The 14415-nt window shown below is 59.7% G+C and carries 16 protein-coding genes; 10 read left to right on the forward strand and 6 right to left on the reverse strand.

The window, feature by feature from the left end:
* The first annotated feature begins 148 nt into the window (after window positions 1-148).
* The 4 genes from V6P94_RS03350 to epsC all read left to right on the forward strand — a co-directional run bounded on the left by V6P94_RS03350 (window position 149) and on the right by epsC (window position 5843).
* Window positions 149-1456 carry a CitMHS family transporter gene (locus tag V6P94_RS03350; protein WP_133074985.1) on the forward strand — a complete coding sequence of 436 codons (1308 nt, stop codon included), beginning with the start codon at window positions 149-151 and terminating at the stop codon, window positions 1454-1456.
* Between the two features lie 245 nt (window positions 1457-1701).
* Complete coding sequence (locus tag V6P94_RS03355) at window positions 1702-3360, forward strand: Na/Pi cotransporter family protein (protein WP_133074986.1); 1659 nt, start codon at window positions 1702-1704, stop codon at window positions 3358-3360.
* An 83-nt stretch (window positions 3361-3443) separates the two neighbouring features.
* Entirely contained in the window at window positions 3444-4820 is a 1377-nt protein-coding gene (locus V6P94_RS03360) for an insulinase family protein (RefSeq protein WP_133074987.1), read from the forward strand.
* Between the two features lie 96 nt (window positions 4821-4916).
* Window positions 4917-5843 carry a serine O-acetyltransferase EpsC gene (gene epsC / locus V6P94_RS03365; RefSeq protein ID WP_133074988.1) on the forward strand — a complete coding sequence of 309 codons (927 nt, stop codon included), beginning with the start codon at window positions 4917-4919 and terminating at the stop codon, window positions 5841-5843.
* A 67-nt stretch (window positions 5844-5910) separates the two neighbouring features.
* Here the strand turns inward: epsC and trpA are convergent, their stop codons facing one another.
* Both trpA and trpB read right to left on the reverse strand, forming a co-directional pair.
* Window positions 5911-6717 (reverse strand): tryptophan synthase subunit alpha, encoded by an 807-nt coding sequence (gene trpA / locus V6P94_RS03370; protein WP_133074989.1) that lies wholly within the window; start codon window positions 6715-6717, stop codon window positions 5911-5913.
* On the reverse strand, window positions 6717-7937 hold the full coding sequence (gene trpB, locus V6P94_RS03375) for a tryptophan synthase subunit beta (protein ID WP_133074990.1): 1221 nt from the start codon (window positions 7935-7937) through the stop codon (window positions 6717-6719). The genes trpA and trpB overlap by 1 nt, the downstream gene beginning before the upstream one ends.
* Window positions 7938-8050: 113 nt before the next feature.
* On the opposite strand from trpB, the gene V6P94_RS03380 reads away from it, so the two are divergent.
* The gene (locus V6P94_RS03380; protein WP_133074991.1) at window positions 8051-8947 is read left to right on the forward strand and encodes a LysR family transcriptional regulator; all 897 of its coding nucleotides are present in this window, start codon (window positions 8051-8053) and stop codon (window positions 8945-8947) included.
* On the opposite strand, the gene V6P94_RS03385 is transcribed toward V6P94_RS03380, so the two are convergent.
* Window positions 8944-9270 carry a YqjD family protein gene (locus V6P94_RS03385; RefSeq protein WP_133074992.1) on the reverse strand — a complete coding sequence of 109 codons (327 nt, stop codon included), beginning with the start codon at window positions 9268-9270 and terminating at the stop codon, window positions 8944-8946. The two genes, V6P94_RS03380 and V6P94_RS03385, sit on opposite strands and share 4 nt — an antisense overlap.
* Window positions 9271-9424: 154 nt before the next feature.
* Here V6P94_RS03385 and V6P94_RS03390 point away from each other — a divergent pair, with 154 nt between their 5' ends.
* Both V6P94_RS03390 and V6P94_RS03395 read left to right on the forward strand, forming a co-directional pair.
* The gene (locus V6P94_RS03390; RefSeq protein ID WP_133074993.1) at window positions 9425-9640 is read left to right on the forward strand and encodes a dodecin; all 216 of its coding nucleotides are present in this window, start codon (window positions 9425-9427) and stop codon (window positions 9638-9640) included.
* Between the two features lie 121 nt (window positions 9641-9761).
* On the forward strand, window positions 9762-9986 hold the full coding sequence (locus tag V6P94_RS03395) for a DUF1161 domain-containing protein (RefSeq protein WP_095027717.1): 225 nt from the start codon (window positions 9762-9764) through the stop codon (window positions 9984-9986).
* A 120-nt stretch (window positions 9987-10106) separates the two neighbouring features.
* Here the strand turns inward: V6P94_RS03395 and V6P94_RS03400 are convergent, their stop codons facing one another.
* Entirely contained in the window at window positions 10107-11111 is a 1005-nt protein-coding gene (locus V6P94_RS03400; protein ID WP_133074994.1) for an LLM class flavin-dependent oxidoreductase, read from the reverse strand.
* A 215-nt stretch (window positions 11112-11326) separates the two neighbouring features.
* Here V6P94_RS03400 and V6P94_RS03405 point away from each other — a divergent pair, with 215 nt between their 5' ends.
* Both V6P94_RS03405 and V6P94_RS03410 read left to right on the forward strand, forming a co-directional pair.
* The gene (locus V6P94_RS03405) at window positions 11327-11758 is read left to right on the forward strand and encodes an OsmC family protein (RefSeq protein ID WP_133074995.1); all 432 of its coding nucleotides are present in this window, start codon (window positions 11327-11329) and stop codon (window positions 11756-11758) included.
* A 147-nt stretch (window positions 11759-11905) separates the two neighbouring features.
* Complete coding sequence (locus V6P94_RS03410) at window positions 11906-12151, forward strand: DUF1161 domain-containing protein (RefSeq protein WP_133074996.1); 246 nt, start codon at window positions 11906-11908, stop codon at window positions 12149-12151.
* On the opposite strand, the gene V6P94_RS03415 is transcribed toward V6P94_RS03410, so the two are convergent.
* The gene (locus V6P94_RS03415) at window positions 12143-12559 is read right to left on the reverse strand and encodes a hypothetical protein (RefSeq protein WP_133074997.1); all 417 of its coding nucleotides are present in this window, start codon (window positions 12557-12559) and stop codon (window positions 12143-12145) included. The genes V6P94_RS03410 and V6P94_RS03415 overlap by 9 nt on opposite strands.
* Window positions 12560-12728: 169 nt before the next feature.
* On the opposite strand from V6P94_RS03415, the gene V6P94_RS03420 reads away from it, so the two are divergent.
* On the forward strand, window positions 12729-13778 hold the full coding sequence (locus V6P94_RS03420) for an aminopeptidase (protein WP_338649026.1): 1050 nt from the start codon (window positions 12729-12731) through the stop codon (window positions 13776-13778).
* Here the strand turns inward: V6P94_RS03420 and V6P94_RS03425 are convergent, their stop codons facing one another.
* Complete coding sequence (locus V6P94_RS03425) at window positions 13779-14414, reverse strand: dual specificity protein phosphatase family protein (RefSeq protein ID WP_326398851.1); 636 nt, start codon at window positions 14412-14414, stop codon at window positions 13779-13781.
* Window position 14415: the final 1 nt, after the last annotated feature.

The raw sequence follows: 14415 nt of genomic DNA on the forward strand, positions 1-14415 counted from the left end.
TCCCCTCCGTCTGTAAGAACTTTTACCAGCGAAAGCTGGTTGAAAGGATTCCCCTCTAGCATCGAGTCATTACCGGCAACAGACCGGTTGGCCTGCCACGCGAACAACACGCGGTCAGCGCCCTACTACAACAATAATGGTGACTTTTATGCTGACCTTCCTTGGCTTTGCCATGGTCATTACATTTATGTACCTGATCATGACCAAGCGTCTTTCCGCCCTGATCGCCCTTATTCTGGTTCCCATCCTGTTTGCCGTGTTTGGTGGTTTTGCGCCAAAAATCGGCCCGATGATGCTCGAAGGCATCACCAAGCTTGCCCCGACCGGGGTGATGCTGATGTTCGCCATCCTCTACTTTGCCCTGATGATCGACTCCGGCCTGTTTGACCCGGCAGTGCGCAAGATCCTCAAGCTGGTCAAGGGCGACCCGCTCAAGATCTCGGTGGGCACTGCGGTGCTGGCCCTGGTGGTTTCTCTGGACGGTGACGGCGCGACCACTTACATGATTTGCGTGGCTGCCATGCTGCCGCTCTACAGCCGCATCGGCATGAGCCCGCGGATCATGGCCGGCCTGATCATTCTGGCCGGTGGCGTGATGAACATGACGCCCTGGGGCGGCCCGACCGCCCGGGCGGCCAGCGCCCTGCACGTCGACCCTTCGGACATTTTTGTACCGATGATCCCGGCAATGCTCGCAGGCTGCGCAGCGATCCTGGTGATTGCCTGGTTCTACGGCAAGCGTGAGCGTGCGCGTCTGGGTGAACTGCACCTGCATGGCGATGAAATCGACCACAGCGAAATCAGCGTCTCGCAATACCCGGATGCCCGTCGGCCAAAACTGATCTGGTTCAACGGTGCCCTGACCCTGGCGCTGATGGTTGCCCTGATCGCCGGTTTGCTGCCTCTGCCTGTCCTGTTCATGGTCGCGTTCAGCATCGCGATGATCGTTAACTACCCTTGCCTGCAACAGCAAAAAGACCGCGTTGCGGCCCATGCTGGCAGCGTACTTGCGGTGGTCGGACTGATTTTTGCGGCGGGTATTTTTACCGGAATCCTGTCGGGCACCGGCATGGTCGACGCCATGTCCAAAAGCCTGCTGGCGGTGATCCCGCCTGCGCTGGGACCGTATCTGGCCGTGATTACCGCACTGGTGAGCATGCCGTTTACCTTCTTCATGTCCAACGATGCGTTCTACTACGGCGTACTGCCGGTACTGGCCGAAGCCGCCAGCCACTACGGCATCACTGCCGCTGAAATGGCCCGTGCTTCGATTGTTGGCCAGCCTGTGCATTTGCTGAGCCCATTGGTGCCATCGACTTACCTGCTGGTGGCGCTGGCCGGTATCGAGTTCGGCGATCACCAGCGTTTCACCCTCAAGTGGGCCATCCTGGTGTGCCTGGTCATCATGGTTGCGGCGCTGCTGCTGGGGACGTTCCCGCTGTTCAGCACGCTTTAACCCCCTCCAGTGTGGGAGCGGGCTTGCTCGCGATGCAAACGACGCGGTGTTTGAGTTAAACCGTGTCGAAGCCATCGCGAGCAAGCCCGCTCCCACAATGCCATCATCGTCCCCAAGTGTTTCAACCTTCCCCCCGCTATGCGATGCTGGCGCTCTGCTCAATTGCCGACTACATCTTAAGAAACATCTGTAGGAACGGCCCGCAGCTATCTGATCCTTAGACACATCTATTACAGGGAGCCAGCATGCTGACCCTGCTCAATTTGCTTTCTGCTGTTGCCTTGCTGATCTGGGGCACTCACATCGTCCGAACCGGCATTTTGCGGGTCTACGGCACCAACCTGCGTCATGTCATCGGGCAAAACGTCTCCAGGCGCATGTTCGCCTTTGTCGCCGGGATTGTGGTCACGGCCATGGTGCAGAGCAGCAACGCCACGGCCATGCTGGTCACTTCATTCGTCGGCCAGGGGCTGATGGCCCTGACTCCCGCGCTGGCGACCATGCTTGGGGCCGATGTCGGTACGGCCTTGATGGCCCGGGTGCTGACCTTCGACCTCTCGTGGTTGTCGCCGCTGTTGATTTTTCTGGGTGTGATTTTCTTTCTGACACGCAAGCAAACCCGCGCCGGGCAACTGGGCCGGGTGGGAATTGGTTTGGGTCTGATCATTCTGGCGCTGCAACTGATCGTCGAAGCGGCTGCGCCCATCACCCACGCCCAGGGCGTGAAGGTGATCTTTGCCTCGCTGACCGGCGATATCCTGCTGGATGCCCTGGTCGGTGCCCTTTTCGCGATGGTCTCCTACTCAAGCCTGGCGGCCGTGCTGTTGACCGCAACACTGGCTGGCGCAGGCGTGATCAGCCTGCACGTGGCAATCGGCCTGGTGATTGGTGCCAACATTGGCAGCGGTGTGCTGGCCTTTCTCAGCACCAACATGCAAAACGCCGCCGGGCGTCAGGTGGCATTGGGCAGCCTGCTGTACAAGCTCATCGGCCTGTTGCTGATCATGCCCGTGCTCAACCCGCTGGTGGCCTGGATGGACAGCCTGAGCTATAGCGCCCAGGAGCTGGTCATCGGTTTTCACCTGCTCTACAACACCGTTCGCTGCTTCTTGATGCTGCCCACCGTGGGCGTGATGGCGCGAATTTGTGCCTGGCTATTGCCCGAGCGCGCGCAAGCGAACGGCGTGGTCAAGCCGCGCCACCTGGACCCGGCAGCCCTCGATACGCCGAGCCTGGCCCTCACCAACGCCGTGCGCGAAACCCTGCGCATTGGCGACCTGATCGACACCATGTTGGTCAATATGCTCGACGTTCTGCGCGGTAAGCAAACCGCTGTCACCCAGGAAATGCGTACCCTGAGTGATGAAGTCGAGGTGCTCTACAGCGCGGTCAAACTGTACCTGGCACAGATGCCCCGGGAGGACTTGAGCGAACAGGACAGCCGGCGCTGGGCAGAGATCATTGAACTGGCGATTAACCTCAAACTCGCCAGCGATGTGATCGAACGCATGCTGCGCAAAGTCCAGCAGCAGAAAACCTCCCAGCGCCGATCGTTTTCAGAAACAGGGCTGGAGGAGCTGGTGGGCTTGCAAACCCAACTGATCGAAAACCTGCGGCTGGGGCTGACCGTGTTTCTGAGTTCAGACCCGCAAAGCGCCCGCCAACTGCTGCGCGAGAAGCGCCGCTTCCGCGCCCAGGAACGGCGACTGGCCCACGCCCACGTGAGTCGTTTGCAGCGCAAGGTCACGCAAAGTATCGAGACCAGCTCGATGCACCTGGAGCTGATCGCTGATATGAAGCGCTTGAACTCGCTGTTTTGCGGCAGTGCCTACGTGGTCCTTGAAACCTCTGAAACCGGCGCGCTGGAGCTGGATGACGCAGCGGACACGCAACATTTCCCTTGAACGTTGTAGGTCGGGGTGTTGTCAGCCGGTATGCAGCGACTAAGCTGCACCGGCTCAAGGACTCGAGAATTCAGGGATTTTTTATGCGTTGCCTGCTGTTCATCTGTTTACTGCTTGGCGCGACTCAGGGCTTTGCCCTCGATCGTTACAGCGTGGAGGGTTATCAACTCCCCAACGGTCTGCAACTCATCCTCAAGCCCGGTAATGATCGCGGGCACGTGGCGATTCGGCTGGTGGTGGGCGTAGGGCTGGATGACTTTTCATGCGCCGATCAGCAATTGCCGCACCTGCTGGAGCATCTGCTTTTCAGCGGCACCGATGACACCGGTGAAGGCGGCCTGGAGGAGCGCATGCAGGCGCTGGGTGGCGAGTGGAACGCCTTTACCAGTCACGCCGACACCACATTCGTGATCGAGGCACCGGCTAAAAATCAGCGCAAAATCCTCGACCTGCTCCTGGGGTTGCTGACCCGCACGCAACTTACCGAGCAACGTATCAGCGATGCCAAGCAAGTGGTTGAGCGTGAAGACGGTGGCCATTATTCGCACTTGCAGCGTTGGCTGGATCGCCAGGATCTGGGCCACAGCGCGAGTAATCAACTGGCGGTCGAACTGGGGCTCAAATGCGCTGAGCGGGCCGAAGTGCATGACCTTACGCGCCAACAGCTGGAGGCCGTGCGCCAGAACTGGTACGCGCCCAACAACATGACGCTGATTATCGTGGGTGATCTGGACCGGTTGCTGCCGGCCTATCTGGAGCGCACCTACGGCGCCCTCGAACCGGTTGAGCCCAGCGAGCACAGGCCCCTGGCCGCGATCGATGCCAAGGCCCAGGCTGAGCGTGAACTGGTGCGCGGGGTGGTGGGTGACACCGCGACCCTGCACTGGGTGTTGCCGGAGCCGGTGATCGAGGGGCAGTCCGATGAAACCTGGAGCTTGCTGCGCGATTATCTGGAGTGGGCGCTGTACAGCGAGCTGCGGCTCAAGCACGGGTTGTCTTACGGGCCCTGGGCTGAGCGCGAAGTGTTTGGCGGTGTGAGTTTTTTGAGCCTGAATGCGGATCTTGAGCGCGAAAATGTACCTCAAGCCCGGCAGGTGATTGAGCAACTCAAGGCCCGGCTTCTCAAGGACGGCCTGGACCCGCAGGTGTTTGCCCGGCTCAAGAACGCCGCGATTGCCCGTCAGGCGTGGGCGGTGCAAGGCAACAGCGCGCTGGCCGATTACTATTGGGCTTCACTGGGTGACTACGATGAGGGGCACTTCGCCGATCCGGCCAAGCAGCTACAGGCCATCAGCCTTGAACAGGCCAATACGGCACTGCGCGAGTTGCTTGCAGAGCCGGGTTATATCCGCATCGAGAAGCCATTGTTCGGTTATCACAGCTTGAGCATGGCCATTCTGGGTGCGCTGGCGTTACTGATTATCGTCGCGGTGAGCTGGCGTGCATGGCGTCGACGTTAAGCGGTCATTTGCGCCACTGCGAAACTCTTTGATACCGTAAAATCATTGCCAATTCGCGGCTGGTTGATCCGGCCGCCAGCGTGCGGAGTATTCATCGTGAGTGATCGTTCCAATCCTTGGCAATTGCAGGCCATCGTCTGCCAACTGCGCGCGGCGCGAAATCAGTGGCGCACGCAAAACGGGCGGGTCAGTGGTGAGCAGGGTGGCCGCGAGCTGCCTTCGCGTGCCGCGATGGCCGATATCCTTGAGGCCCTGTGCGGTGCGTTGTTCCCCATGCGTCTGGGTCCGGTGGACCTGCGTGAGGAAAGTGAAGACTTCTACGTGGGCCACACGCTCGATGTTGCGCTCAACGCGCTGTTGACCCAGGCCCGGCTGGAGCTGCGCTACGCGGCCCGCCAGGGTGGCCTGCCCGATGAGGGCGTGGATGCGACCGCGACCTTGCTGATTCAGGACTTTGCCCTGGCTTTGCCGGGCTTGCGCAGCATTCTGGATACCGACGTATTGGCGGCGTACCACGGTGATCCGGCGGCACGTAGCGTGGATGAAGTGCTGTTGTGCTATCCGGGGATTCTGGCGGTGATTCATCACCGGCTGGCCCATCACCTGTATCGCGCCGGGTTGCCTTTGCTGGCGCGGATCAGCGCAGAGATTGCGCACTCGGCCACCGGCATTGATATACACCCCGGCGCGCAGATCGGGCCGAGTTTCTTCATCGATCACGGGACAGGTGTTGTGATCGGAGAAACCGCGATCATCGGCGAGCGTGTGAGGATCTACCAGGCCGTGACCCTTGGGGCCAAGCGTTTCCCGGCAGATGAATCGGGGCAACTGCAAAAAGGTCATCCACGCCATCCGATCGTTGAGGATGATGTGGTGATCTACGCGGGGGCGACGATTCTGGGGCGTATCACCATTGGTCAGGGATCAACCATTGGCGGCAACGTGTGGCTGACCCGCAGCGTACCGGCGGGCAGCAACCTGACCCAGGCCAACTTGCTGCACGATGACGGGACGCAGAAGTAAGATCGGGTGACACCTTGCCCCTCACCACGCCTCTTCCGAGGGCGAAACGTGGTGAGGGGTTCTTGATTTAGCGAGCGTTGCGCACGCCTTCAGCCAGTGCTGCGCACAGGCTCAGTACACCATCCACCGCCTGTTCAGGGGTCGCGGCATTTTCGATCTTGTCGATCAATGCCGAGCCGACCACCACGCCATCGGCCAGTCGTGCAATCGCTGCCGCCTGTTCAGGGGTGCGAATGCCAAAGCCCACGCTGATTGGCAGGTCGGTATGGCGACGCAGGCGCTCGATGGCCGCGCTCACCTGTTCAGTGGTAGCTGAACCTGCTCCGGTCACGCCTGCCACCGATACGTAGTACACAAAGCCCGAGCTGCCAGCCAGTACGGTCGGCAAGCGCCCGTCGTCAGTGGTCGGCGTGGTCAGGCGGATAAAGTCGATGCCTGCGGCCTGCGCGGGGTCGCACAGCTCGCTGTTGTGCTCGGGTGGCATGTCGACCACGATCAGGCCGTCTACGCCTGCCGCAACGGCGTCGGCAATGAACGCGGGCACACCGTAATGATGGATCGGGTTGTAGTAACCCATCAGCACCAGCGGCGTGTCGCTGTTGCCTTCCCGAAACTCGCGAACCATCTGCAGGGTTTTTGCCAGGTTTTGCTTGGCGCCCAGTGCACGGATATTGGCCAGCTGAATCGCCGGGCCATCGGCCATCGGATCGGTGAAGGGCATGCCCAGCTCGATCACGTCGGCGCCCGCCGCAGGCAAGCCCTTGAGGATCGCCAGCGAGGTGGCGTAATCCGGGTCACCTGCGGTGATGAAGGTCACCAGGGCCGCGCGGTTTTGTTCCTTGAGTTCGGTAAAGCGCGTTTGCAGGCGGCTCATCAGTGTTGCTCCTGTTGAGACTGTTCCATGTGGTGCATCACGGTTTGCATGTCCTTGTCGCCTCGCCCCGAAAGGTTGACCACCATCAGGTGATCGGCCGGCAGGGTCGGTGCGCGCTTGAATACTTCAGCCAGGGCGTGGGCGCTCTCAAGGGCCGGGATGATGCCTTCAAGGCGGCAGCACTTGTGGAAGGCATCCAGGGCTTCGTCGTCCGTCACCGAGGTGTATTCGACGCGACGGATGTCGTGCAACCAGGCGTGCTCAGGGCCGATGCCAGGGTAGTCGAGACCGGCGGAAATGGAGTGGGCGTCGATGATCTGGCCATCGTCGTCCTGCAGCAGGAAGGTGCGGTTGCCGTGCAGCACGCCCGGTTCGCCGCCGTTGAGGCTGGCCGCGTGCTTGCCGGTTTCGATGCCGTAACCCGCCGCTTCCACGCCGATGATTTCAACGCTGGTGTCATCCAGGAACGGATGGAACAGGCCCATCGCGTTGGAACCGCCGCCGATGCATGCCACCAGGCTGTCCGGCAGGCGGCCTTCCTGGGCTTGCATCTGGTCGCGGGTTTCCTTGCCGATCACGGCCTGGAAGTCGCGCACCATCGCCGGATACGGGTGTGGGCCCGCCACGGTGCCGATCAGGTAGAAGGTGCTGTCAACGTTCGTCACCCAGTCGCGCAGGGCTTCGTTCATGGCGTCCTTGAGGGTGCCGGTACCCGCTACAACCGGGATCACTTCAGCGCCCAGCAGTTTCATGCGGAACACGTTTGCCTGCTGGCGCTCGATGTCGGTGGTGCCCATGTAGATCACGCACTGCAGACCAAAGCGGGCCGCCACGGTGGCGGTGGCCACACCGTGCATCCCGGCACCGGTCTCGGCGATGATGCGTTTTTTGCCCATGCGCCGCGCCAGCAGGATCTGGCCGATGCAGTTGTTGATCTTGTGCGCGCCAGTGTGGTTCAGCTCTTCGCGCTTGAGGTAAATCTTGGCGCCGCCACAGAACTCGGTGAGCCGCTCGGCGAAGTACAGCGGGCTTGGGCGGCCCACGTAGTCGCGCTGGAAGTAGGTCAGTTCCTTGATGAACTCAGGGTCTTTTTTGGCCAGCTCGTACTCGCGATCCAGATCAAGGATCAGCGGCATCAGGGTCTCGGCTACGTAACGGCCGCCGAATGAGCCAAACATGCCATTGGCGTCAGGGCCGGTACGTAAAGTGGATTGAGTCATGTGACGCTCCAGATAAAAAGTTACGAAGGTCGATGGGCCAGACTTTACCCGCGACAGCCCGGGATGAAAACCGATAAGATCGCCACAACATGTCAGGAAAACTCACAGATACCATGAGTCGAGATCTCCCGCCCCTGAATGCCCTGCGCGCATTCGAAGCCGCCGCCCGCCTGAGCAGTGTCAGCCAGGCCGCCGAGCAGTTGAACGTCACCCACGGCGCTGTCAGTCGACAGTTGAAAGTGCTTGAAGAGCACTTGGGCGTGAGCCTGTTCGTAAAGGAAGGCCGCGGCCTGAAGCTCACTGACGCCGGAATCCGCCTGCGCGACGCCAGCAGCGAGGCGTTCGATCGCTTGCGTAATCTGTGCGCAGAACTCACGCAAAGCCAGGTCAATGCCCCTTTTGTGCTCGGTTGCTCGGGCAGTTTGCTGGCGCGCTGGTTTATTCCGCGCCTGGGTCGATTGAATGCCGATTTACCGGACTTGCGCTTACACCTGTCCGCCGGTGAGGGTGATCTGGACCCCCGCCGTCCCGGGCTGGACGCCTTGCTGGTGTTTGCCGAGCCACCGTGGCCCGCCGATATGCAGGTGTATGAGTTGGCCAGCGAGCGTATTGGCCCGGTGGTCAGCCCGCGCTATGTCCGTTATGCGCAACTGTGTGGTGCGCCCGTCAGCGCCTTGCTCGACGAATCATTGCTGCACACCACTTCTCGGCCCCAGGCATGGCCAAGCTGGGCACAGCAGAACGCCATCGAGGCGAAGGATTTGAAATACGGGCAGGGGTTTGAGCACTTGTATTACTTGCTTGAAGCCGCCGTTGCGGGGCTGGGTGTGGCGATCGCTCCCGAGCCGCTGGTGGCGCAGGACCTGCAAGCCGGACGTCTGGCTGCGCCCTGGGGCTTCAACGAAACCCCGGCGCAGCTGACGTTATGGTTGCCCAAGCGCGCCGCAGACGGGCGCGCCGGGCAACTGGCGCAATGGCTCAAGGCTGAGCTTGCGCGCAGCGCAGATTAGTTGCCGCGCTTGCACAACAGGAAAGCAGCCAGCAGACCCAGCGCGCCGATGGCAACGCCAGCGGTGGCGTACGGATGCTCCTGGGCGTACTCACGGGTAGCGATCGCGGTTTCGCGAGTCTTGTCTTTCACTTCTTCGTAGGCGTCGCTGAGCAGATGGCGCGAATGCTTGAGTGCGTTTTCGGCATTGTTCTTGAGGATGCCAAGGGTCTTTTTGGACTCGTCTGAAGCGTCGTGCTTGAGGCTTTCCAGAGACTTGAGCAGGCTCTCGATCTCTGCTTCCATGCTTTGCAATGAGGCTTTACGTAGGGAATTGCTAGCCATTAGGGCTCTCCTGCATTGATGAGTGAGGTGCTTGTTAAGTCCGACTACAGAGATTTCAGAAAGTGCAGTTGGCCTGAACTTTTCCGTTCAAATTGCCTACAAAGTATTTAGCACAATCGCTGCTAGGCTTTGATCTACGACAAAGGAGAACGTTATGTCTGACCATCACACCTACAAGAAAGTTGAACTGGTAGGCTCGTCCCCGAGCAGCATAGAAGACGCCATCAGTAATGCACTGGCCGAGGCCAACAAAAGCATCAAACACCTGGAATGGTTCGAGGTGGTCGACACCCGTGGGCACATCAAGGACGGTAAAGTTGCGCACTATCAGGTGACGCTCAAGGTCGGATTTCGGATTGCCAGCAGCTAAAGAGTGATGGCGTTTTGAACTTACTGGCTGGCCGTTTGCCATAAACTCGGCTACACCGTCTGGGTGCAGCACGGCACATGCCGCGTTGCACCCTTTTCGTTTTGACCGGGGAATGTCACCGATGAAAAAGATTTTATTGGCTGTAGGTTTGCTGAGTCTGGCAGGAACGGCGTTTGCAGCGGGCAAGCCATGCGAAGAGTTGAAAAGCGAAATCGCGGCGAAGATTGAGGCCAATGGCGCCAAGCATTATTCGCTGACTGCTGTAGAGAAAGGCACTTCGGCTGACGGCAAAGTGGTGGGTACCTGTGAAGGCGGTACCAAGGAAATCGTGTACAAGCGCGGGTAAGTCCAGCGCAGTAGTAAATCTTGTGGGAGCGGGCTTGCTCGCGATGTGCACGCCGCGGTGTTTCAGATCAATCGCGTCGATACCATCGCGAGCAAGCCCGCTCCCGCACTTCCCTTTGCGTCAGGCCCCTTTCATCACCTGCGACAGCAATTCATATGAATGAATGCGGTCTGCGTGTTCATACAAATCACAGGTAAAGATCAGCTCGTCAGCCTGTGTCTGCTCCACCAGCACGTCCAGCTTGGCCTTTATTTTCTGCGGGCTGCCGACCATCGCCAGGCCCAGGAAGCTCATCACCGCCTCTTTTTCGTGGGGCAGCCACAACCCGTCCATGGTCTCCACCGGTGGGCGCTGCACCAGGCTCTGCCCACGCATCAACGCCAGAATCCGCTGTTGTACGGAGGTCGCCAGGTACTCGGCCTGTTCATCGGTATCGGCCGCCACCAGCGGGATACCGAGCATCACATAGGGCTTGTCGAGGGTCGCTGATGGCTTGAAGTGATTGCGATAGACGCGAATCGCTTCGTGCATCAAACGCGGTGCGAAATGCGAGGCAAAGGCGTAAGGCAAACCAAGTTCACCGGCCAGTTGCGCGCTGAACAAGCTGGAGCCCAGCAGCCAGACAGGAACGTTGGTTCCTGTGCCCGGCATGGCGATGATCCGTTGGTCCGGGGTGCGGGGGCCGAGGTAGCGCATCAGTTCAGCCACATCTTCGGGGAACTCATCGGCACTGCCCGAGCGCTCGCGGCGCAGGGCGCGGGCGGTCATCTGGTCTGAACCCGGTGCACGGCCCAGGCCCAGGTCGATGCGTCCCGGGTACAGGCTTTCGAGGGTGCCAAACTGCTCGGCAATGACCAGCGGCGCATGGTTGGGCAGCATGACACCGCCCGAACCCACGCGAATGGTCGAGGTGCCGCCTGCCAGATAGCCAATCAAAACGGAGGTCGCCGAACTGGCGATGCCGTCCATGTTGTGGTGCTCAGCCACCCAAAAGCGGTTATAGCCAAACTTTTCTACGTGCTGTGCCAGATCCAGCGAATTGCGCAACGACTGGGCCGCGCTGCCATTTTCGCGCACAGGCACCAGGTCGAGGGTCGAGAATTTGATGTCAGACAATCGTTTCATCAGCCGGCTACTCCAGGTGGGGTGCAGGTCAAGGTGCTCGCATAACCTGCCAGTGATTACAGAAATATGGGCATATACCCGAGTTTCAATGGCAGTCCGGGAATTGAGTGACTAAAAAAGACGACTGGTCCGACAAGATGAACTTTGTGGAGCCGACTACCCTCACAACCTTAGTCATGGCGTGAAACCTTCACGCCGCTCTTCAGGAGGCACGCATGAGTATCAAAAAGAAAGCATCGGCTCATTGGGCAGGCGACCTTAAAACCGGTATCGGCTCCATCTCCACTGAAACCGGGGTACTGCGCGACGCGCCGTATGGTTTCAAGGCGCGGTTTGAAGGCGGCAAGGGCACCAACCCCGAAGAGCTTATTGGCGCAGCCCATGCAGGCTGTTTTTCGATGGCGTTGTCGATGATTCTCGGTGATGCCGGGCTCAAGGCCGACAGCATCGACACCACGGCTGAAGTAACGCTCGACCAGGTGGACGGCGGCTTTGCAATCACTGCCGTGCATCTGGTGCTCAAGGCCAAAGTGCCCGGCGCAACCCAGGCGCAGTTCGACGAGCTGACCACCAAGGCCAAAGAAGGCTGCCCGGTGTCCAAAGTGCTGAACGCAAAAATCACCCTCGACGCTACGCTGGTGAGCTGACGACATCCCTGTGCCCCGCTTGCCGCAAGCGGGGTACAGTTGATGCCCGGCTGCGACAGATCAGTCTTGCGCTGCGCCAGATGTGATCGAATGATCACCACTCGCGTCAGATCATGACTTAGCGTTCTGCCTCAAGGGAGTCTCACCATGAAACGTTTTGCTTTGGCTGTAGTTTGCTGTGCAATGGCCACCTCGGCTTTGGCGGCCCCCAAGCCGTGTGAAGAACTGAAAGCCGAAATCGAAGCCAAGATCCAGGCCAACAACGTGTCGTCCTATACGCTTGAAATCGTGGCCAATGAAGAAGTCCATGACGAGAACATGGTGGTAGGGTCGTGCGAATACGGCAGCAAAAAAATCATCTACCAGAACAACGACCGCCAGGTTTCACGGTAAGCAATTGACCAGCCGCTCCTCGGCAATCACCTTGCCCGCTGCGTTGTACAGTCGGGCGTAGGCGTTGAAGCCCAGTGAGCGCGCTTGCAACCGGTAACGTTGGCCCGGCTGGAAGTTGTCGTAATTCAGGGTGACGTAGCACAGGCGTTCCTGCGGGTCGCTGAACATGCCCATACCGCCTACAAACACCTCGAAATCGAAGCGCACCATCAATTCGTGACTGCCCGGCGTGACTTGAAAATAGCGACCGTCGGTCATGCGCTGGTTGTCCAGGCGCTCGGCCATCACCAGCTTGCCGGTTTGCGTTTCAAGGTCGACCCAAGCCATTTTCGGGTCAGCCGAAGGCAATGGCGTGCTGGCGCAAGCGCTCAGCAGGCACGCGGTCAACACAAGCAAGAAAGTGCGCATGATGATTTCCAGATAATTTGTTACATAAGCATAGCGTGCAATGCGGCTTTGCGGCTCTGCGCTGTGTGGGAGCCGGGCGATGTGGTTTGCCTGAAGGACCGTGCTGCCTGTATCGCGGGCAAGCCCGTTCCCACACTATTTATTGTCACTTTACCGCCGGGATCGCTTTATGACGCCGCGTGTTCGCTGCCTGCTTGCCATAGCCCTGATACCGCTGATCAATGGCTGTTCCAGTGCGTCGTATTACTCGCAACTGGCGGGAGGGCAATGGCAGATATTGCAGGCTCGCGAGCCGGTGAGCACGGTCATTGCCGACCCGCAGCGCCCGGTTGTATTGCGTGAGCAATTGGTAAAAGCCCAGGCCGCACGAAACTTCGCCAGTCAGCATTTGTACTTGCCGGATAACCAGAGCTATCGGCTGTACGCCGACCTGAAGCGGCCTTACGTCGTGTGGAACGTGTTCGCCACACCGGAGTTTTCCCTCACCCCCGTGACCCATTGCTTCCCGATTGCCGGGTGCGTGGCCTACCGTGGTTATTATTCTCAGGGGGCGGCGCGAGGGGAAGCAGCCCTGCAGCGTCAGGACGGCAAGGACGTGTTTGTCAGCGGGGTTGAGGCCTACTCGACATTGGGCTGGTTCGATGACCCCATTCTCAACAGCATGCTCACCTGGGGCGATGAACGGCTAGCCACCCTGATTTTTCACGAACTGGCCCATCAGCGTTTTTATGTGAAGGACGACAGCGAGTTCAATGAGTCTTTCGCCAGCTTCGTCGAACAGGAAGGCACTCGCCAATGGCGCGCCCGCCAGGGCCTTTCACCGGCCAGCGACAATGGTTTGCAGCAGCGAAAGCAATTTATCGCGTTGGTACTCGACACCCGCCAAGGGCTGCAAGACCTCTACGCCCAGCCTTTGCCTGCCGATGAAATGCGTCAGCGCAAAGCGGCTGAATTTGAACGCATGCGCCACGAGTACCGTCAGTTACGGGATCAGCAATGGGGTGGGAACAAGCGCTTCGATGGGTGGGTCAATTCGCCGATGACCAACGCCAAGCTGCTGCCTTTCGGGCTGTATGACCAGTGGGTGCCAGCATTCACCGCGATGTTTGAATCCGTTGACGGCAACTGGCCGAACTTCTATCGCGAGGTAGAGCAACTGGCAAAACTGCCACTGCAACAGCGCAAGGCGGCGTTGCAGCAGTGGATTGCGCGCCACTAGTCAGCTGGACTTGAGCCAGCCCTTCACGGCGCAGATGGCAAAGGGGCTGGTGCTGCATGCACCGCTGCTCAGGGCTGCGCGCAATTGCGCGATATCAGCTTTCATCATGTAGCTCGCGCCATCCTTGAAATGTGAGTTTTGGCCAAAGCCGCCTTCGGTCATTTCCTTCAGCGCGTCTTCTTTGCTCCAGTCCTGTACCACCACGCGGTACATCGCCGCCATCAGGCCGGTGCGGTCCACGCCGTGCTTGCAGTGCATCAGCACCGGGCCTTTGGCTTGTGCCGTCTGGATGGCGCGCAGGGCGGCCAGTACGTCGGTGTCATCCACATGGTTGGTGCGATAAGGCAACTGGACCTGTGCTACATCGGGGCTCTTGAGCCAGGAGGCATCGGCCTCAGGCAAGAAGTTGATCACCGTGGCGATCTGCAGTTTTTCCAGCAACGGCTGTGCAGCGCTGTCAGGCAAGGCGCTGCGGTACAGGGTTGGGGACATTTGATACAGGTTGTACTGTGCGGCGACAGGTTGAGCCCACTGTGCAGGGCGAGCCTGGGTTGTTTCGTCGGCCTGAGCCTGGGGCAATGCAAACGCTGCAAGCAATGTCAGGCACAGGGCGGGGAAAAACCGGGCTTTGGGCATA

Source organism: Pseudomonas sp. ML2-2023-3, assembly GCF_037055275.1.
Lineage (GTDB): Bacteria > Pseudomonadota > Gammaproteobacteria > Pseudomonadales > Pseudomonadaceae > Aquipseudomonas.

Excerpts from the sequence above, each read along its gene's own strand:
- V6P94_RS03350 (WP_133074985.1), top strand. The coding sequence starts at position 149 with ATGCTGACCTTCCTTGGCTTTGCCATGGTCATTACATTTATGTACCTG.
- V6P94_RS03355 (WP_133074986.1), top strand. The coding sequence starts at position 1,702 with ATGCTGACCCTGCTCAATTTGCTTTCTGCTGTTGCCTTGCTGATCTGG.
- V6P94_RS03360 (WP_133074987.1), top strand. The coding sequence starts at position 3,444 with ATGCGTTGCCTGCTGTTCATCTGTTTACTGCTTGGCGCGACTCAGGGC.
- trpA (WP_133074989.1), bottom strand. The coding sequence starts at position 6,717 with ATGAGCCGCCTGCAAACGCGCTTTACCGAACTCAAGGAACAAAACCGC.
- trpB (WP_133074990.1), bottom strand. The coding sequence starts at position 7,937 with ATGACTCAATCCACTTTACGTACCGGCCCTGACGCCAATGGCATGTTT.
- V6P94_RS03380 (WP_133074991.1), top strand. The coding sequence starts at position 8,051 with ATGAGTCGAGATCTCCCGCCCCTGAATGCCCTGCGCGCATTCGAAGCC.
- V6P94_RS03385 (WP_133074992.1), bottom strand. The coding sequence starts at position 9,270 with ATGGCTAGCAATTCCCTACGTAAAGCCTCATTGCAAAGCATGGAAGCA.
- V6P94_RS03390 (WP_133074993.1), top strand. The coding sequence starts at position 9,425 with ATGTCTGACCATCACACCTACAAGAAAGTTGAACTGGTAGGCTCGTCC.
- V6P94_RS03395 (WP_095027717.1), top strand. The coding sequence starts at position 9,762 with ATGAAAAAGATTTTATTGGCTGTAGGTTTGCTGAGTCTGGCAGGAACG.
- V6P94_RS03400 (WP_133074994.1), bottom strand. The coding sequence starts at position 11,111 with ATGAAACGATTGTCTGACATCAAATTCTCGACCCTCGACCTGGTGCCT.
- V6P94_RS03405 (WP_133074995.1), top strand. The coding sequence starts at position 11,327 with ATGAGTATCAAAAAGAAAGCATCGGCTCATTGGGCAGGCGACCTTAAA.
- V6P94_RS03410 (WP_133074996.1), top strand. The coding sequence starts at position 11,906 with ATGAAACGTTTTGCTTTGGCTGTAGTTTGCTGTGCAATGGCCACCTCG.
- V6P94_RS03415 (WP_133074997.1), bottom strand. The coding sequence starts at position 12,559 with ATGCGCACTTTCTTGCTTGTGTTGACCGCGTGCCTGCTGAGCGCTTGC.
- V6P94_RS03420 (WP_338649026.1), top strand. The coding sequence starts at position 12,729 with ATGACGCCGCGTGTTCGCTGCCTGCTTGCCATAGCCCTGATACCGCTG.
- V6P94_RS03425 (WP_326398851.1), bottom strand. The coding sequence starts at position 14,414 with ATGCCCAAAGCCCGGTTTTTCCCCGCCCTGTGCCTGACATTGCTTGCA.